Genomic DNA, 19,262 nt, shown 5'->3' with positions numbered 1-19,262 from the left:
TAACCCACAACCAGACAACTTAATAAAGCAGAAACTTTCGCAACATAAAAGCCAATACTGTCACCTCACAGACAATAACTAAATGTCCTAACAAGGGGGCGACGGAGTATTTAAATATTTGGGGCACTAATGGTACATCAATAAAGTAATGACTGACAATTAAATAGCTGATGCCCACCATATGAATCACCAGTAATCCACAAAGACAACTGAACGCCAGATATTCCAACCGCAAGCGTTTTCTAAAAGCCAAGGTGCCACAAACCCAACCCCCCGGAACAAATCCGAGTAAGTAGCCAATGGAAGGTTCCTTTAAATACGTCCACCCCCCCCCTTGGCTAAACACCGGCAGCCAGAGTAATCCTAAGATTAAATAAGCAATTTGCGATAGTGTACCGGCTTTTTTACCGCCCAAACATCCGATTAATAAAACAGCCCCAATTTGATAGGTGACACCCAGAGAAAAAATGGAAATTCCCTGGGAGTCCCAATCCCAAGGAGGGCTGATCATTGAGGCTTCGATAAAGGTGCCAGCAATTGTTAGTAGCAAGCCAATCAAAGCCCACATTAATTCCAAAGGAAAAGTCACGTTTTTCGCCGAAGCCACAATTTACAAGTTATTTACCGGCTAGATTGATAGACCATTGGTTGATGGTGGAATTGTTTAATGGTCGAAAACCGGCACGGGGGCTTCTGAACCTTCTAGCCCAAGTTGGGCGAGCATTTCATGGTCTTTTTCTGGGGGTTGCCCTAGGGTGGTGAGGTAATGGCCAATCAGCATGGCATTAATTCCCGCTTTTAAGCCTTGGGCTTGGAGTTCGCCCATGACCGCTTCTCTGCCACCGGCGTAGCGAATAATTTGTGTGGGCAGGATCAGCCGGAAAATGGCGATCGCCTTTAAAGCTTCGTAAGGATCGAGCTTAGAACAATGGTCTAATGGGGTGCCTTCGCGAGGATTCAGTAAATTCAACGGCACTGACTCGACTTCCAGTTCGCGCAACGATAACGCTAAATCTACCCGATTTTCCCAGGTTTCCCCCATGCCGATAATCCCGCCGGTACAAGCTTGGATCCCTGCGGCTTTTAGGTTCTTGACCGTTTCCACCCGGTCTTGCCAACTGTGGGTGGTGACAACTTCGGGATAAAAATCTTCAGCCGCTTCTAAATTATGGTTGTACCGAGTGACACCGGCTTCGCGCAAAGCTTTTGCTTGTTCTAGAGTCACCTCACCTAATGCACAGCAAGGCTTAACATTGGTTTCCGCAGCAATGCGGCGAACTGTAGCGAGAATTTGCTCAAATTCTGCCGATTTTGGACTATGATATTTAGGACCCCTTCCTTGAGACACCAGACAGAAGCGACTAGCGCCTGCTTCCTCTGCGGCTTTAGCTTGCGCTAATATCTCGTCTGGGGACTTAAGTCCGTAAATCGGAGAATTTTCTCCGGGGTGATGAGCGGATTGGGAGCAAAACGCGCAATTTTCTGAGCAATTGCCAGATTTGACGTTGATGATGCTGCACAAATCTACTTTGTTGCCGCAACAAGCTTGTCGCACCTGATCGGCGGCTGCACACAAAAGTAGGATATTCTCCTGACCCTCGATTTGGGTCAATGCGATCGCCTCTTGTTTTTGCAGCAGTTCCCCGGCAATAATTCTGGCCGTTCGGTTTTCTAACCACTGCTGGAGTTCCTCTTTTGTCCAGGTGGATGATGGCAAGCTAATCGATGAATTCTGAGAAATTAATAACTTAGTAGAACTTGAGACTTGTGTTTGTAGCACTTTTGGATCCTTAATGATGACCATGACTATAGCGTGTTGGCATTTTACCATCAGCCTGGGGGTGTCAGCATTTCTCAAGCCAATGACTTTTTATCTCCTAGGGCGCCCCTAATCCCATTGCCAGTATGCTCACCGGAAGCAAACCCCTGCGATCGATCGTTGTTTTGATGGTGCTAATTTGAGAAAATTTTGAGAAAATTCTGAAGATATTTCTAATTCTCCTTTGATCTTTGATAATTTATTTTAAATAAAGCTTTAACTTTCTGGCATCGATGGTTATGATATAAAATCAGCGAAAAAAATTGATGACTGTTAAAATATTGCAAAAATCAACAAATCCTGCCTGATTTTCTAGACGTTTCTTAAACTTTTCTTAATGAAATTTTAACATTTTTTTCAGCAAAAGTGGTATAATTAGATACGGATTATTTGGTTTTTTTAATTAATTCTTGTCGATTATTGTATATTTTTATTACAAAAAATCATTTCCCTGTTAAATTTATAGTATCAAATATTATTGAACTGATAAATTATCTGATAAAAACAAAGCAGTCTTGATCAGTAAAAAACCATCAAAAAAATTAAATCAAATTACCAAAAAAATATCGTCATTCAATTAATGGCCTAATTGCCATGAATTAAGACCTGAGTCAACGGCATAGATATTATGAGTGAATGAAAAAATTATAATTTCCAGTATGGGATTAAAAATCCTCAAGGGATAAGATGTTCCCTGGATCTGAAAGTTTTGCTGAAGTACACACAAATTTATGAGTTTATCAAACCGGGAAGATAAGTTTAAAGGATCTGATTCGGGTGTCAGTTGGCCACAAATTTTAGAAAAAGGATTCGTTTGGCTCGCTCGAATCTTAGCGTTTGCCGTCCTAGCCACTTTGATCTGGATGGTTGTGATTGTCACCCTGGAAGCTTGGCCAGCGATCGCCAAATATGGTTTAGGTTTTCTTACTTCTAGTGGTTGGGCACCCAATCGAGAAGAATATGGTGCGTTACCGCACATTTATGGCACCCTCGTCAGTTCTCTGATTGCCCTAATCTTAGCGGTGCCAGTGGGTTTAGGGGTGGCCATTTTTTTAAGTGAAGACTATTTACCCCCGAATATTCAACAGGGGATCTCTTTTTTGGTGGAACTGTTAGCCGCAATTCCTAGTGTGGTTTACGGACTCTGGGGAATTTTTGTGGTGATTCCCTTATTAAGACCCATCGGCGTCAATGGTCCGTGCTTACTAGCCTCTTCAGTAGTATTGGCGATTATGATATTGCCCACCATTGCCGTCCTAGCGCGGGATGCCCTGCTCAACGTTCCCGACATTTTGCGTCAAGGAGCTTATGGCCTCGGTGCAACTCGGTGGGAAACCATTTTACGAGTTTTACTACCCGCTGCTTTTTCCGGAATTGTTGGTGCTATTATGCTGGCACTCGGTCGCGCCTTGGGAGAAACAATGGCTGTCACCATGCTAATTGGCAACAACCCTAAAATTAGCTTTTCGTTGTTCGCTCCAGCCAGTAGTATTGCCGGTCTATTGGCCAATCAATTTGCCGAGGCGGATGGGATGCAAGTTTACGCTTTAATGTATGCAGCGTTGATTTTATTTGCCCTGACCTTGGTGGTGAATATGTTGGCTGAGGTTTTAATTCGCCGCGTCCAAAGAATTTAAAGGGTAGGAATTTAAAGCTTAGATTGTTCACGGTTAATCTTTAACCCTTAACCGTTAACCGTAAAAGCTGAATCATCCCCGATGAAAAATTGAAAAGATTGATGATTTCAAGGATTGATTGTTGACGGTTAACAGTGAACAATCAGCAACAACGATGCCCCAAGAGTTAAGGGTTAAACGAAATCAGGAAAATATCCAGAATATATCCAGAATATATCCAGAAAATATGAGTGTCAAATACCCAAATACCCAAGATACTGCTTCGATCAGTGCCAGTAGTTTAAGGCGTTCTCCTCAGTCTCGGAGAACCTTATTTAGTTTGGTGATGAGTGCCTTAGCTGGGGTAGCAGCGATCGCCGCACTTTTACCATTGGGCGCCGTATTATCTTATGTACTTTATAAAGGTTTTAACGGTCTGAGTCTCAGCGTTTTTACCGAATTGCCGCCTGCAGCGATGCAACAAGAACCCGGTGGCTTTGCCAATGCGATCGTGGGCACCCTCGTGATGGTGGGAATCGCCGCTTTAATTAGCATTCCTATTGGCGTCATGGCGGCAATTTTTGTCTCAGAATTTGGCAATAATGGCCAATTTTCTTCTTGGGTAAGATTTGCGACGAACGTACTCAGTGGCGTGCCTTCGATTATTGTTGGTGTATTTGCTTATGGGGTTGTGGTATTAACTACCGGCACATTTTCCGCCATTGCTGGTGGATTTGCTTTGTCGATTTTAATGTTACCAATTATAGTCCGAGCCACGGAAGAATCCCTAAAATTAGTCCCAGATGAAATTCGCCAGGGGGCAGTGGGTCTGGGGGCGCGTAACTACCAAACCGTATTTTTAGTTGTCTTGCCCGCTGCTTTACCGGCAATTTTAACTGGGGTGACGTTGGCCGTAGCCCGCGCAGCGGGAGAAACCGCCCCATTGATTTTTACCGCCTTGTTTACCCAATTCTGGCCTCGATCGCTCATGGAACCAACTCCCTCTCTGTCCGTTTTGGTTTACAACTTTGCGATCGTCCCGTTTGACAATCAGGTGGAATTAGCCTGGGTCGGTTCTCTGGTACTGGTACTGATGGTGCTGATCACCAGTGTGATTTCCCGGTGGGCGACTTCCCGTAAAGTTTATTAAGCTATTTCACCCAACATTTCAGCAATTTACTAATATTTTCCGAAAAATAAATTGCTAAAATTGCTAAAATTGCCAATTATTCTGAGCATAGAAACTCAAAAAAATTAGATAAAAAAAATAGAAGGAAAAATATGGATTATTGAAATAATTTTTAACCCTAGGATGATGATGAAATAAATTATTATCTGGGAATAATATATGCAGTAAAATATCGATTAATTGTTTGATATAATCTTGATAAGTTAGTCAGGATTATTGCTGATTTTCTATCTATCGGCTATTAATTAAAAAAAAAGAGGTTGTATGAATTATTCCAGTGAATTGAATCATTCTCGAAGTGAGGAATCTCACCAGAAAATTGAGACGGTGTTTGATACTGAAAATGTCAACATCTATTATGGGAATTTTTTGGCAGTGCGGAATGTGAATGTAAAAATTCCCAAAAACCGGATCACTGCTTTCATTGGACCGAGTGGTTGCGGCAAGAGTACCTTGTTACGCTCTTATAATCGCTTGAATGATTTGATTAAAAGCTTTCGCTTAGAAGGGACGATTAAATATCGTGGCCATGATATTTATCACCCCCAAGTGGATCCAGTGGAAGTGCGACGACGCATTGGCATGGTCTTTCAAAAACCGAATCCTTTCCCCAAATCAATTTATGACAATGTGGCATTTGGCCCCCGCATCAATGGGTATAAAGGGGACATGGATGAGTTAGTGGAACGCTGTTTAAAACAAGCGGCAGTCTGGGATGAAGTGAAAGATAAGTTGCAACAAAGTGGTTTGGCAATTTCCGGAGGTCAACAGCAGCGTTTGTGTATTGCTCGTGCTTTGGCTGTGCAACCAGATGTGTTGCTGATGGACGAACCCTGTTCGGCCCTTGACCCAATCTCTACTTTGAGAATTGAAGAGGTGCTGCACCAACTGAAGCAAGATTATACGATTGTCATTGTCACCCATAATATGCAGCAAGCTTCGCGGGTGTCTGATATGACGGCGTTTTTCAATGTGGATCCGAATGAAAAAGGCCAAAGAGTTGGTTACTTAGTTGAATATGACCAAACTGAAAAAATATTCCATAATCCTGCTGAAGAAGCAACCCAAGCTTATGTAAGCGGTCGTTTCGGTTAAACAGTTAAACACATTTAAGGGTTGATTGGGGATTTTTTCAGGACGGCATCATTATTTATTATGATGTCGTTTTGTTATTTGTTAAAACAACAAACAACGAACAACGAACAACAAAAGAATCCCTACCCAACAACAAATAACAAATAACAAATAACAAATGCATAAAGTAGCGTATTTATTGGTAGTACATGGCAGTCATCACCCTAGCTACAATGCAGCGGTGAAAGAACTCACTGTGTTAGTGCAGGAGCGGGCGATCGGTAGGAGTCAAACCTTGGGATTGGGGAGGACTTTGGTGGATGTGGCTTTTTTGGAGGCTCATCCTTTGCCGTTACATCAGCAAATTGTGGCCTTTGCCGATCGCGCTGTCCAGGAAGGGATGAGGCGGATTCAGGTTTTGCCGTTATTTTTGTTGCCCGGAGTCCATGTTTATGAAGATATTCCCGCTGAGGTGGCCATAGCCCGAAATCTGATAGACCCAAAGATCGCCCTGGAATTGTTGCCCTATATAGGAACTCAGCAGAAGGCTTTGAGTGGTTTGCTGCTGTCCCGGATGGCGGCAGTGAATGATTCATCCGCCGCTAGTATCGCGATTTTATTTTCTCACGGAAGTCGTCGGCATGGGGGAAATCAGCCGGTGGAGGCGATCGCCCATTACTTGGCTGAACTATCGGGGCTGGAGGTAGTGACGGCGTATTCGTTTGTGGCCCCTTTCTTGTCTGATATCTTGGCTACCCTAAAAAGCAGGCAAACTGTCAAAATGGGCTATCAGCAGATGGCGATTTTGCCTTATGTTTTATTTCCAGGAGGACTGACGGAGGCGATCGCTGATTCTGTCACCCAACTCTGCGGAACATTTGAAGATATCCAGATCAAAGTGGCTCAACCCATTGCTGTGTCTAGGGATTTCGCCGAATTAATTGTCTCAATGGCTGAGAATTGATTGATATAACAATGGTGGTTACCCCAAAGATGAACCTAACCGACCGATTCGGGTTCGCTTTCGGTGGCGATCGCTAAAATCCTACACCAATCAATATGAATCCAGTTGCTCTGCAAATAAATCCTTCTGTCCTCGTGGTTGAATCAGATCCAGTCTTAGCTGGGCAAATCTGCGAAGATTTGCAAACCGCCAGGTATCAACCATTCATAGCGCCGGATGCCAAAACGGGCTGGCATCAGGTCAATCTCCACCAACCTCATTTAATTGTCATTGCCAGAATGTTGGGATCGGAATCGGGTTTAGAGTTGTGTAGCCAACTGAGACGGGAGGGGAATTATGTCCCGGTATTAATGCTTTTGGTTAGAGATACTCTCCCTGATCGAATTGCTTGTTTAGAAGCCGGGGCGGATGATTATTTTCTCAAGCCGTATCGTCGGGAGGACTTTCTCAAGTTAATTCATCTGTACCTGAAACCGGAAACTCATGGCAACGATCGATTACACTTTGGGGATTTTATCCTGGACTTATCGAAGCGGACGGTTTTACGCAATAACCAAGAGATGATTGCTTTAACCATGAAAGAATTTGAACTACTGAAATATTTAATGGAGCATCCTCGTGAAGTCCTCAGCCGCGACCAGATTTTGGAAAATGTCTGGGGCTATGATTTTATGGGCGAGTCGAATGTGATTGAAGTGTATATCCGTTATTTACGTCTGAAATTAGAAAGCAATGGTAACAAACGGCTGATTCATACGGTGCGAGGTTTGGGTTATGTGTTGCGGGAGGCTTGATTCTCTGACTTTGACCGGACTGGTGATGGGGAGAATTGGAGCGATGTAAAAAATTTTTCCGAATTTTTTACAAAACTTATTAAAGATGTTTTAGAATGAGCGAAATTTGGGCTATCCCTGGGATAGCAGTCCCCCGGTTTGCTGACGGGGGCGATCGCCCTGGTAATATGGCCGAAATTTTGCCAATGGCTACCCAGTACGGTGGTAAAAACGGCGCTAGGTCTGCTAGAATCCGCAAGGCCATAAATACAACGCCAAATAGCCGCCAAATACAACGGCTATTCGCTGACCAATTTCGATATTCAATTTGTCATAGTCTCTTGACAAATGCACCCCTCAGACTTAGACTATAGGTTTAAGAGTGGGTAAAATTTTCGATGCGTAAATTTACTGAGCAACTTGAAAAAAAAATCAGTAATTTCGCTGATGTCATTTAAGCAATCCTATGCTGAACTAGGATCAGACGTGATGATTGCTTATTGACAGGAATCGGCCTAGTGTGGTGTGTGAGTTTTTGCGTTGCGGCGCTGGCACGACAAGCGATCAAAATGGATTTAAGCTAAGAAAATGATCTCGATTTCGCGATGATCCCAGAGGGTTAAACGCTGATCCCCGAATTGAAGCACCCAAAGGGCGATCGCTTTATTCGTTAGGAATGAATTATCTAGCCGTTGGTTGAGTGTACAGATTAAAAACTGGCTACTTAGGGTAGGCGTGGATAAAAAAACAGTTGAAATAATAGACTTTAAGATTTCGGAGGTTGACTGAGCCATGGGACGATCCAGTTATTCTCAATTTATTCGGTTTTTGCAAGAAGATTTGGCGATTTCTGCCTCTTCAATTGATTTAGCCGAGCGGGTTTGTGGTTCTTTTGGGATTCGCAATCGTGAGTCCGATCCGATGCCTTTACCAATGGTACTTTGGCAATATGGCTTAGTCACCATTCAGCAGTTAGAGCGAATTTTTGACTGGCTGGAAACGGCATAGATTTCACAAACACTATAGGAGGCTCCATCGGATGGAATCATTTAATGATGAGCCAACTGATCGGATCAACCGCTGCGATCGCTTTTCTCGGTTAGCTTTTTTTAGGGGGGGTAGGGGTGGCGCCCAAGTCGGACATCAGGGAAAATTGATTTGCAGCCAATTGTTATGGATTAAAAAAGGGTGAACTGTTCATGGCGAACAATTCACCCTTTTTTGCGGCATTTTTACTTACTTTTTACTTACTTTTTACTGACTACTGAGCAAAGACCTGGCTGGCGGCGGCTACACCTGCCCCTGGGGTGACGTTACTCACACCTAACTCGACGAGGGCGGTTTCTAAGGCGGCGATCGCTGTGAGAATGTCGCGATCGCTCACAAAGCCCAAATGCCCCATGCGGAAAATCTTGCCTTTCAGGTGGTCTTGACCTCCCGCCAGAATAATATCAAATCGTTTTTTCAGAATCGATCGCACCTGTTCTGCTTCCACCGACACCGGGGCCACAGCGGTAATAGCAGGAGAAGCCGCTTCATCTGGGGCAAACAAAGGCATTCCCAGAGCTTTCACCGCAGCGCGGGTAGCGTTCTTATGCCGTTGATGTCGGGCAAAAATATTTTCCAACCCTTCGGCTTTCATCATCCCCAAACTCGCTTGCAGACCATACATTAAATTCACTGGGGGAGTAAAGGGGCTGCTATTTTTCGCGGCGGCTTTGCGATATTTGCCTAAATCCAAATAGTATCGAGGTAGGGTTGCGGTTTTGTAAGCTTCCCAGGCTTTGGCACTCACCGCCACAAATCCCATACCCGGTGGCACCATAAACCCTTTTTGGGAACCGGAAGCCACCACGTCTAAACCCCATTCATCGATGGGAATATGCACCGCACCCAAACTGGTGACGGCATCCACAATAATTAAAGCTTGTCCGTGGGCTTTGACGTGACGGTTAATGGTTGCTAAATCGTTGATCACCCCCGTGGAGGTTTCGCTGTGAGTCACGATCACCGCTTTGATTTGCTTGTCCTTGTCCGCTTCCAGCTTGACGCGAAACTCTTCCGGGTCGAGGGGTTTGCCCCATTCTGCCGTCACTTGTTCCACGTTTAAATTATAAGCGGTGGCGACTTCGACCCAGCGCTCGCCAAATTTCCCATTACAGCCCACCAAAACACGATCGCCTGCACTGAGAAAATTAATAATTCCCGCTTCCATTGCCCCAGTGCCCGATGAAGTCAACATCAGCACATCCCCTTGGGTTTGGTGCAACCATTTCAGATTCTCGGTAATTTCCCCGGCGATCGCTTCAAAATCCTTGCTTCTATGACCCATCGGGTGTTTGGCCATCGCCAGTAAAACTCTTTCTGGCACGGGGGTTGGGCCAGGAATCATCAGCATTAACTTATCGTCCATGAATTTTCTTCCTAAAATTAATCAGTATTTGACCGTTAACAGATAACCGTTATTTGTTATTTGTTATTTGTTATTCGTTATGGATCGGACTAACACCAAATAACAAATAAAAAAGTAACAAATAACAAATATATCACCGATCGTCTAAGGTTGGAGGCGGTGCGGTCAAGCTGGCATCTTCCCTGCTTTCCCCCGATCCTTTATTCAAAGACCAACGGTATTCAATGGCTAAGTTTTCATGTTGACAACTCTCTTCTAGTCGCTTTTGTTGGGCGAAAGCTTTGCGAAGGGTTGCGATTAACTGACGCACTTGGTCTCGCTGGGGAGAGTTTTGTCCCACCGCAAACATCGTCTGTCGCTCCAGCAGTTGCAACAAAAGTTCGTAGTGGACATGAGAAGGAAGGGGGATAGGAGCCATGACAGCCAATTTAGTTTATACCAATATCGAATCAAGATTATATGTAGGGGCGGGGGAGCGGGGGAGCGGGGTGTAGGGTGTAGGGTGTGGGGTGTGGGGAGTGGGGTGTGGGGGAAGAGGATGCATAGGATGCATAGGAAAGAGGATGCATAGGATGCATAGGAAAATCCTCTATTCTCTTTTCTCTATTCTCTTTTCTCTCTTCCCCCCACACCCTACACCGATGGCGGCCCTACACCTATGGCTGCCCTATACCCTACACCCTACACCCTACTGGTTCGGTGACCGATTTAATCCACACTAGCAATTAGCTGGGCTAATGCGATGCCCGGGTCGGGTTGTTTCACTAAGGACTCCCCGATCAGAACGGCATTGGCTCCGGCATTGCTCACTTGTTTTAAGTCAGCGCCGCTGTGCAAACCTGATTCGCTGACCACTAGGATACCGCGTTCAGTGAGTTGTTGACCTCTTTGTGCCAGCAAGTCACAGGTGGTTTGCAGATCCACGGAAAAATCTTGCAGGTTGCGATTGTTAATCCCCACCAAGGTGACGCCATCAATGGCCAATACCCGGTCAAGTTCCGCGAGGGTATGGACTTCAATTAAGGGGGTCATGCCCAGAGATTTGGCGATTTTCACAAAATATTTTAGGTCTTGGTCGGATAGAATGGCCGCAATGAGTAAGATGGCATCGGCGCCTTTGGTTCGTGCCAGATAAATTTGGTAGGGATAAATAATAAATTCTTTGCATAATAAGGGCAAATCCACCACCGCCCGAACTTTTTCTAAGTTCTCAAAGCTGCCTTGAAAGAATTTTTCATCGGTGAGGATGGATAGGCAACTGGCTCCCCCTTGTTGGTAAGCGCGGGCGATCGCTTCTGGGTCGAAGTCTTCCCGAATCACTCCTTTGGAGGGGGACGCTTTTTTCACTTCCGCAATTACCGCTGGATTGGTTTTACTCTGGCGCAATGCCAAGACAAAGTCTTTGGTAGGGGGCAAGGTGGCTAGTTGTTTTTGTAGTTCCACCAAGGGAACGCGATCGCGCCACTGAGCCACTTCTGTTTCTTTGTGCCAGACAATTTCTTCCAGAATATGCCTGGGTTCAGCATCGGGCACCTGTACCTGATAGCGCAACTGTTTCACATCCACTGGGGGGTTGGGCGGACGACGGCGAATTTGTAACTCTTGATTCTTCACGATACTGGTTATTTGTTGTTGGTTGGTGGTTGTTGGTTGTTAGTTTTTGGTGGGTAGGGATTCTTTTGTTGGGTATTGGTTATTGGTTATTCTATGAAAATAATGAATAACCAATAGCCAATCACCATAAAATTAAGCGTAAGTAGCAGCCCGTTTGTAGGCTTCATCCAACACTTCTGAGAGGGTGGGGTGAGTATGCACCGTAAACGCTAGGGTATTGACGGATTGACGCAGGGCGATCGCATTAGCCGCTTCCTGAATCAAATCAGAGGCATGAATGCCAATAATATGGACGCCGAGAATTCCCCCATTATCTTTCCGGTAAATCACCTTAGCAATGCCTTCGGTTTCTCCCTCAGCCAGGGCTTTAGAATTTCCTTTAAAATAAGTTCTCACCGCCGCCACTTCAAAGCCTTCGGTTTCCCCTAACTCTTTGGCTTGGGGTTCGGTTAGCCCCACAAAGCCAATTTCTGGGTGAGTAAAGGCCGCAGCGGGAATACTGCGATAATCCACTTGGCGGGGACGACCGGCGATCGTTTCCACCACCGCCACCCCTTGCGCGGAGGCGGCATGAGCCAACATCATCTTACCCGTAGCATCCCCGATCGCCCATAAGTGGGGGACTGGTTCGCCGCCAGACAATACCGCTAAATCATCATTCACGGGAATAAACCCACGGCGGTCAGTTTCCACGCCGACGGATTCTAATCCCAAATTGTTGGTAGCGGGAATCCGACCTGTAGCCACCAAACAAGCATCGACTTCTAAGATTTCTTCGACTTCTTTGGTTTTGGCATCCGCTAATTCAATGACCACGGGAGAACCGGGAGTGACTTTCAGCGCTAATTTACCCACACGAGTTTCTATATCGCGGGGGTTAATCAGAATTCGTTCCGCTTGTTTGGCAATATCCGGGTCAAAGGTGGGCATGAGGCGATCGAGGGCTTCGATCATGGTAATTTCCGACCCCAACGCGGTATAAACATCGGCAAATTCTAAACCGATATAACCACTGCCAATAATAGCGATCCATTGCGGTAAAGACTCTAATTTTACGGCTTGGTCGCTGGTATAGACAGTTTTGCCATCTACTTCAATTCCAGGGGGCACCCAAGGAACAGAACCGGGGGCTAATAAAATATCCCGCGCTGTAATGGTTGTTTCCCCACTATCTGTTTTTACAGATATTTTTTGCGGTCCGGCAATTTTCCCCCAACCTCGGATGATGTCAACTTTCAACCGTTTTAAACTGTTGGTTAAGTCCCCTTGGATTTTGGCGACTAAGTTGTTGGCATGGTCGGCAATGCCTTCCCGTTCAAAGGCCACTGCACCAAGTTGAATGCCCAAGGATTGTAGATGGTGGGCGTCGCGCAGTTCCCGAACTCTTCCTGATGCGGCGAGTAAAGCTTTTGAAGGGATACAGCCACGGTTGACACAAGTGCCACCCATATCTGCGGCTTCGATAATGGCTGTTTTTAGGCCGCATTCCACCGCGTGTAGGGCAGCACCATGTCCGCCTACACCGGCACCGATGATTACTAGATCATAATCAAACTCTTGACTCACCTGATCCTCCTGGTGCGAATCACGATCATTTTATTTTTAAATGGAAGGGGGCGATCGGGCAAGGGATCCGATATGCACGCGGCATCGGGCAATGGGTTTTTGCCGCTGATTAGCCGCTGCTTAAATATGAAAATCTATCCTCGGCATCATTTTTTCTGGTTCGATCGCTGATACATCATGTTTAGCACCCAGGAGCCAATATGTTCTCATCGTGCCTTTCCCTTTGACTTCAATTAAGCCCCGTTCTTCTAAGAGATATTCCTCTGAAAGCAGGGCTAATGTACTGGCTGAAATTTGAATTTTTCCCGGTAAACCATGAGACTCCATGCGACTGGCGGTGTTGACCGCATCCCCCCATAGATCGTAAATAAACTTGTTCATGCCGATGACCCCCGCCACTACTGACCCGGTATTGATGCCAATTCTCAGTTGTAATTCTGTCCAATGTTCTTGATTAAATTTAGTCATGGTGGCTTGCATGGCTAAGGCTAAATTCGCGATCGCCTGGGCATGGTTGGGGTTGGGTTCCGGTAAACCACCCACTACCATATAAGCATCGCCAATAGTCTTAATTTTTTCCAAACCTTTGGCCAGGGTGAGGCGATCGAATTGAGAAAAAATCTTGTTTAACATTAATACCAATCCTTTGGGATGAGTGCGATTGGCTAGTTCGGTAAAATTTACCAAGTCTGCAAATAAAATAGTCACCGAATCATAGCCTTCCGCAATCACTCCTGCGCCTTGTTTTAACTGTTCCGCAATGGGTTTTGGTAAAATATTCAACAGTAAATTATCGGTTTTTTCTTTTTCTCTTTCTAAAGCCGCTTCCGTGGCTTTGTGTTCCGTAATATCATGGAAAAAAACCGAAAGTCCCTCATAAGAAGGAAACACTCTCACCTCTAACCAACGGTTCACTCCCCAGTCAAAGGCTTCAAAAGTCACACTCACTTGTTGACGTACTGCTTGCTGATACTGCCGTTCAAAGGTTGAACCCACTAAACCAGGGAAAACCTGCGAAATATTTTTACTGAGTAAAGCTTCCGGTTGTTTTTGGAAAATTTTGGCAGCGGCTTGATTAACATAAGTAAAAAACCATTGACGATCTAAAGCAAAAAAACCATCTTTCATCCCTTCGAGTAACTCAACCACTTGGCGATCGGAGGCTCTTAATTTTGCTTTTATTTGTTCATTTTGTTTAATTTGTCGCTGTAACCTAGCGATATTAATTCGCAATTCCATTTGGGTAATTACCTGGCGACCTAACAGACGTAGTGCATTTAATTGTTCTGGAGTTAATTGACGAGGAGTTTGGTCGATCGCGCATAAAGTGCCAATGGGATAACCGTCTGCGGTAACTAAAGGCGTCCCGGCATAAAAACGAATATTCGGATTGTCTTTGACTAGAGGATTGTCTGCAAAGCGATCGTCTTCACTGGCATCAGGTACGATCATCACTTTTTGCGGTTCCAGAATTGCATGAGCACAAAATGCCAGTTCTCTAGGGCTTTCGCTGGCTTCTAACCCAACCTTAGATTTAAACCATTGTCGATTTGCATCCACCAAGCTGACTAAAGCAATGGGAGTTCCACAAATTTGCGCGGCTAAAGCGGTGAGTTCATCAAAAGCTTCTTCCGGTGGAGTATCTAAAATGTTGTAATTGTTGAGGGCTTCTAGGCGTTTTGTTTCATTGTTTGGCAAGGGCGCTGGTTTCATGGCCAAATACTAATCTCAAAAAAAATAAACTCGGTTTTGTTGAATAAAACCGAGTTTACTGTGAATCGAATATTATCTGGTATGTTTTCATTAGCTTATGCGTGAATTTTGCCACTGGGTAACACCATACCTTTCACCTGAGCGTCTTTGAGATTGGTTTGCATGACGTTCGCTTTGCTCAAATCAGCCTGTCTGAGATCCGCACCACTTAAGTTGGTATTCATCAAGTGTGATTTCGTCAGATTCGCTCTGATTAAAGTTGCCCCACTTAAATTGGCTTGAATTAGATAAGCGCCACTTAAATTCCCCATAGTCAAATTCGCCCCACTTAAGTTTGAGCCAGTCATTAATTTTTGGCTCAGGTCAACCTGAGTTAAGTTAGCCCCACTGAGGTTAATTCCAGCTAAGTTTGCCCGGTTCAGGCAAGCAGTGGTCAGGTCAGTGTTGCTCAAGTTGGCTTTACTGAGATTTGCTTGAGTGAAGTTTGTTTCAGTTAAATCGGCTTGTACCAAATCAGCCCAATTCAAATGGGCTTGACTCAAGTTGGCTTGCTTCAGGTTGGCTCTCGTCATCTTAGCGCGAGTGGCATCGACTCCAGTTAAATTGGCTTGTTTAAGCTTGGCGCCCGTGAGGTTGGCTTCAATGAGCTTAGTCCCACTGAGGTCGGCTTTGTTTAAGCTGGCTTGACTGAGGTTGGCTTGGGTTAAATCAGCTTGCTGAAGATTGGCGCCAATTAAGTATGCGCCTGTAAAATTAGTCCCATTGAGGTTGGCGCTACTCAGGTTGGCACCGCTGATATCCGCTTTGGGGAGAAGGGCTCCCGTTAAATTTGCGCCGTTTAAATCTGCCCAGTTCAGGTGTGCTTCAGTCAAATCGGCACCCCGGAGGTCAGCACCACTGAGGTTGGCTCCACTGAGGCTGGCACCAGTGAAGTTGACTTTTCTGAGATTCGCTCCACTGAGGTTGGCTTTGCTCAGGCGAACTCCGCCAAGATAGGCTCCACTCAGGTTAGAACCACTCAAATCGGCGCCGGTCATATTGGCCAAACCAAAATTTCTCGTCCCGGAGGCGTAGAGTTCTATCACTTCTTGAGAAGTAAAGCTTGGTCTGGATGTGGGATTGATTAAGTTAGCCGTCATCGGAAGCACACCGTATGAGTTATAAGTTAATTGTGCCAAATTTTACAAAGGTTTATCAACCGAAATTTCCCTGAATTTTATTTGATAAATCTTTATGAGAATATTTAGATTTGTTGCAAAATTTCGTGATTTTTTTACAGGTCAGCCTGGTTAGTTAGTATTTTATCCTGAAGGCATCCAAAATCTAAATAAAAAATAAAATTTTTAAAAGATGACCCAAGGTTAGGCTTTTAAAGTAAACCTATGAATTAGTTTTAATCCCTGTAAGGGTTTCAGGGATTTCCCGCTACTGCGATCGCGCCCGCCAAAAAACAGCTAATAGCAATTAACTATCTAGCAATATTTGTTTTAGGCAAATTGCTTATCCGTATTTGTTCGGAGTACGGTGGTATTTTTTCTCAGTGTAATTACTTAAATTATACAAATTACTGATGCCCGGTATTAGGGTTTTAGATGATTGCCGATTTTTTTGAGCAATTCACACATTTAAATAAGATAATTTAGTTGAGGGTCTATCTAATATACTGACAGGGGAGATTGGCCGATAGATACAGAAAATAGCTTTATTCAAAATGTTATTGGGGTTATCTATCGTGGCTCTAAGTCCGGGAGGTTGAATGTATCTAAAGGCAATGTATCGGCAGGTTAATAGTTAATTTAACTGTTTAATATCAAAGGGGCGTTCTCTGGGTGTATATGGCGCCTCTGGATGATGCAGAATCAAAATGTGCTGAAATATTCCCATTCGGTCTGACAATGCAAAGGAGCGATCGTGATGGCTTTAACCCCTTCAACTATGTTGGCGCTGGGAACAAAAGCGCCAGATTTTCAATTGCCGGATGTGGTTTCTGGCCAGACCATTTCTTTGGCAACTTTTTCCGGTAAGCAAGCATTGGTGGTGATGTTTATTTGTCGCCATTGTCCTTTTGTGAAGCACGTTCAGGCACAATTGGCCAAAATTGGTCAGGACTATGAGGATAAAGATGTGGGAATTGTGGCGATTAGTAGTAATTATGTGAAGAGTCACCCAGAGGATGCCCCAGAGTTGCTCAAACAAATGGCGATCGCCCTGGGTTTTAACTTTCCCTATTGTTACGATGCCACTCAGGAAGTGGCTAAGGCTTTTCAGGCAGCTTGTACTCCCGATTTTTTTGTGTTCGATTCCGCGAAGCGGATCCCTGACGGGAATCGCCAGTTGGAACTGGTTTATCGCGGTCAGTTAGATGACAGTCGTCCCAGTAATGATAAACCTGTGACGGGTAAAGATTTAAGGGCGGCGATCGATGCGGTGTTAGCTGGTCAGCCGGTGAACCGAGTACAGACTCCCAGCATCGGTTGCAATATTAAATGGAAACCGGGGAATGAACCAAGTTATTAATAAAATTTAGGTTGTTGATGGTTGATGGTTGATGGTTGATGGTTGATGGTTGATTGTTGATTGTTAATTGTTGTTTATTTATTATTTATTATTTATTATTTGCGCTCGGATGTTAAACAACAACCAACAACCAACAACCAACAATAATCAACAATCAACAAATATTTTTTAAGACGGTTGGGCAATGTTCAGTTCATAAAGGTTCCAGAAAGCCCCGCCTAATGCTGAGAATTTGATGTTTTGGACGCGATCGCGCACTGCCTGAAATGATAGACCATTGACCAAGTAAATAAAGGGCACTTGTTCGGCGGCAATTTGTTGGAATTTGCCATAAATTTCTTTACGTTTGCGATCGTCGAGTTCTTGGGCTCCTTGGGCAAAGAGGCGATCGATTTCTTTTTCCCAATCAGAGACTTCCCATCCTTTTAATTCTGGTTCCCAAGGTTGAGGTCCTTGATTAAATTGATGTAATGAACCTTCGGAAGACCAGATATTAAATCCTCCGTGGGGTTCAACCCCACTGCCATTAAATCCACCGACATAACATTCCCAATCCCGTCGGTCTAGCTTTTGCAAGATGGCATTAAAGTTTAAAACTTGGAGATCACTTTTCATGCCAATATTGGCCAAGTCTTGTTGAATTTGCACTGCTGCATCTACGCGGGCTTTTTCTTCAGATTTTACCAGAATCGTAAATTGGACTCTATTGCCGTCTCGATCCAAGAGTTCTTCTTGAGAATTATATTTAAATCCCGCATCAATTAGGAGTTTTTTGGCTTTTTCTGGATTGTATTCATACACTTTTAATCCTTCTTCCGGCGATAAGTAATAAGGATTGTTTGAACTGAGGGAAGAATGCTGGATTTCACCTAGTCCTCGATAAATATTATTTTTCATGGTTTCTCGGTCAAGGGCATAAGCTACCGCCTGCCGAAAAGCTAAGGTATTAAACCAGCGACTTTTCACGGGATCTACAAAAGGCTTACCCTGTTGATTCTGCATTTTGTTCAGATTAAAAGTGACAAATCGAGTATCAAAAGATGGCCCGCCATTATAAATAGTATAACTGCCTCGCTTTTCTTCTTTTTTCAATAAACTAAATGCGTCAGGAGTCACGTCTATGCTGTCAATTTCTCCCGAACGAAATTTAATTATTTGATTATCCGTTGATTCAATAATTTGTAAAACGATTTTTTCAATATAGGGCTGTGTTTTACCGGCAGCATCTTTACGCCAATAATAAGGATTTCGTTCAAAAATTAGTCTTTCTGAGGGTTTATAACTGACCATCCGGTAGAGCCCATTGCCAATGATTTCTTTGGGGTCGGTTCCGGTTCCCCAGGCGGAAAGAAAGGCCAAATTGCCATTGCTATCAGTAGATTGGAGATAGGGTCGCAAGGCATGGGCGGGTAAAATAGTAATGCCTCCAGCATATCGGAGAAATGGGGCAAAGGGTTCAGAAACTGTGAACTCTACTCGGCGATCGTCTAGTTTTTTGACGGTGGGTAAATCTCCACTGGTGCCAATTTTTAAAATATCTTTAATGCCGGTGGGAATTTTGGGATTATAGTAAACTTCATTGTAACTAAAAACCACATCGTCGGCAGTGAGGGGCTGGCCATCTGACCATTTTAATCCTTCTCTTAACGTAAATATAATCTGTTTTTTGTTTTCAGAAATTTCCCAAGATTCCGCTAATCCTGGTTCTAATTCCGCCGTTATGCCATTTTGATTGATTAAGCCATCATACAGGAACCCAAAGACATTAAAAGCTGAAGTGTTTAAGGGGGGATTAAAAGTGGTTGGATTACTTAAAGTGGTAAAGATTAATTGAGAACTCGGTATATTTAAATGGTGCAGCCGGTTAAGGCCACAGCCGTTTAAGGTGAAAATAAATAAGAGACTCAGAAAAATGGCTAAGTTTCTGAAGGAAAGAGGCCAGGAAAATTGCCGAATTTGTTGCACAGGTTTAAAATTCATGCTCGGTAAATAAAATTTCTGGTT

General features: G+C 44.3%; 17 protein-coding genes. 8 read left to right on the top strand and 9 right to left on the bottom strand.

What is annotated here, in order from left to right:
- Positions 1 to 19: 19 nt before the first annotated feature.
- Together ABWT76_RS29740 and bioB are read right to left on the bottom strand one after the other, a co-directional pair.
- Positions 20 to 589: a biotin transporter BioY gene (locus ABWT76_RS29740; RefSeq protein ID WP_156331890.1), complete on the bottom strand. Its 570-nt coding sequence runs from the start codon at positions 587 to 589 to the stop codon at positions 20 to 22.
- 75 nt (positions 590 to 664) lie between these two features.
- Positions 665 to 1,831: a biotin synthase BioB gene (gene bioB / locus ABWT76_RS29735; RefSeq protein ID WP_375339299.1), complete on the bottom strand. Its 1,167-nt coding sequence runs from the start codon at positions 1,829 to 1,831 to the stop codon at positions 665 to 667.
- A 719-nt stretch (positions 1,832 to 2,550) separates the two neighbouring features.
- On the opposite strand from bioB, the gene pstC reads away from it, so the two are divergent.
- From pstC to ABWT76_RS29700, 7 genes are all read left to right on the top strand, one after another.
- Positions 2,551 to 3,456 (top strand): phosphate ABC transporter permease subunit PstC, encoded by a 906-nt coding sequence (gene pstC / locus ABWT76_RS29730; protein ID WP_054467927.1) that lies wholly within the window; start codon positions 2,551 to 2,553, stop codon positions 3,454 to 3,456.
- A 226-nt stretch (positions 3,457 to 3,682) separates the two neighbouring features.
- Positions 3,683 to 4,585 (top strand): phosphate ABC transporter permease PstA, encoded by a 903-nt coding sequence (gene pstA, locus ABWT76_RS29725; protein ID WP_054467985.1) that lies wholly within the window; start codon positions 3,683 to 3,685, stop codon positions 4,583 to 4,585.
- A gap of 303 nt (positions 4,586 to 4,888) precedes the next feature.
- A complete protein-coding gene (gene pstB / locus ABWT76_RS29720) occupies positions 4,889 to 5,719 on the top strand; it encodes a phosphate ABC transporter ATP-binding protein PstB (RefSeq protein ID WP_054467928.1) in 831 nt (276 codons plus the stop codon).
- A 157-nt stretch (positions 5,720 to 5,876) separates the two neighbouring features.
- Complete coding sequence (locus ABWT76_RS29715) at positions 5,877 to 6,662, top strand: sirohydrochlorin chelatase (RefSeq protein WP_190879478.1); 786 nt, start codon at positions 5,877 to 5,879, stop codon at positions 6,660 to 6,662.
- A 95-nt stretch (positions 6,663 to 6,757) separates the two neighbouring features.
- On the top strand, positions 6,758 to 7,456 hold the full coding sequence (gene nblR, locus ABWT76_RS29710; RefSeq protein WP_054467932.1) for a response regulator transcription factor NblR: 699 nt from the start codon (positions 6,758 to 6,760) through the stop codon (positions 7,454 to 7,456).
- A gap of 95 nt (positions 7,457 to 7,551) precedes the next feature.
- Positions 7,552 to 7,809 (top strand): hypothetical protein, encoded by a 258-nt coding sequence (locus ABWT76_RS29705; protein WP_054467935.1) that lies wholly within the window; start codon positions 7,552 to 7,554, stop codon positions 7,807 to 7,809.
- Between the two features lie 418 nt (positions 7,810 to 8,227).
- Complete coding sequence (locus ABWT76_RS29700; protein ID WP_054467942.1) at positions 8,228 to 8,443, top strand: DUF2949 domain-containing protein; 216 nt, start codon at positions 8,228 to 8,230, stop codon at positions 8,441 to 8,443.
- Between the two features lie 253 nt (positions 8,444 to 8,696).
- On the opposite strand, the gene ABWT76_RS29695 is transcribed toward ABWT76_RS29700, so the two are convergent.
- From ABWT76_RS29695 to ABWT76_RS29670, 6 genes are all read right to left on the bottom strand, one after another.
- The gene (locus tag ABWT76_RS29695) at positions 8,697 to 9,848 is read right to left on the bottom strand and encodes an alanine--glyoxylate aminotransferase family protein (RefSeq protein ID WP_054467944.1); all 1,152 of its coding nucleotides are present in this window, start codon (positions 9,846 to 9,848) and stop codon (positions 8,697 to 8,699) included.
- 133 nt (positions 9,849 to 9,981) lie between these two features.
- Entirely contained in the window at positions 9,982 to 10,266 is a 285-nt protein-coding gene (locus tag ABWT76_RS29690) for a DUF5340 domain-containing protein (protein WP_054467946.1), read from the bottom strand.
- 290 nt (positions 10,267 to 10,556) lie between these two features.
- Positions 10,557 to 11,462, bottom strand: coding sequence for an indole-3-glycerol phosphate synthase TrpC (gene trpC, locus ABWT76_RS29685; RefSeq protein ID WP_190879476.1), 906 nt, complete (start codon positions 11,460 to 11,462; stop codon positions 10,557 to 10,559).
- Between the two features lie 132 nt (positions 11,463 to 11,594).
- Positions 11,595 to 13,028, bottom strand: coding sequence for a dihydrolipoyl dehydrogenase (gene lpdA, locus ABWT76_RS29680; RefSeq protein ID WP_354635387.1), 1,434 nt, complete (start codon positions 13,026 to 13,028; stop codon positions 11,595 to 11,597).
- Between the two features lie 120 nt (positions 13,029 to 13,148).
- Positions 13,149 to 14,741 (bottom strand): adenylate/guanylate cyclase domain-containing protein, encoded by a 1,593-nt coding sequence (locus ABWT76_RS29675; protein ID WP_354636449.1) that lies wholly within the window; start codon positions 14,739 to 14,741, stop codon positions 13,149 to 13,151.
- Positions 14,742 to 14,836: 95 nt separating this feature from the next.
- Positions 14,837 to 15,880 carry a pentapeptide repeat-containing protein gene (locus tag ABWT76_RS29670; RefSeq protein WP_054467955.1) on the bottom strand — a complete coding sequence of 348 codons (1,044 nt, stop codon included), beginning with the start codon at positions 15,878 to 15,880 and terminating at the stop codon, positions 14,837 to 14,839.
- A gap of 775 nt (positions 15,881 to 16,655) precedes the next feature.
- On the opposite strand from ABWT76_RS29670, the gene ABWT76_RS29665 reads away from it, so the two are divergent.
- Positions 16,656 to 17,258, top strand: coding sequence for a thioredoxin family protein (locus tag ABWT76_RS29665; RefSeq protein WP_054467958.1), 603 nt, complete (start codon positions 16,656 to 16,658; stop codon positions 17,256 to 17,258).
- A gap of 168 nt (positions 17,259 to 17,426) precedes the next feature.
- On the opposite strand, the gene ABWT76_RS29660 is transcribed toward ABWT76_RS29665, so the two are convergent.
- Complete coding sequence (locus ABWT76_RS29660; protein WP_054467961.1) at positions 17,427 to 19,238, bottom strand: ABC transporter substrate-binding protein; 1,812 nt, start codon at positions 19,236 to 19,238, stop codon at positions 17,427 to 17,429.
- Positions 19,239 to 19,262: the final 24 nt, after the last annotated feature.

This window comes from Planktothricoides raciborskii GIHE-MW2 (assembly GCF_040564635.1).
Lineage (GTDB): Bacteria > Cyanobacteriota > Cyanobacteriia > Cyanobacteriales > Laspinemataceae > Planktothricoides > Planktothricoides raciborskii.
Note: the sequence above shows the minus strand (reverse complement) of the source record. Positions and strands in the feature narration are given on the sequence as shown.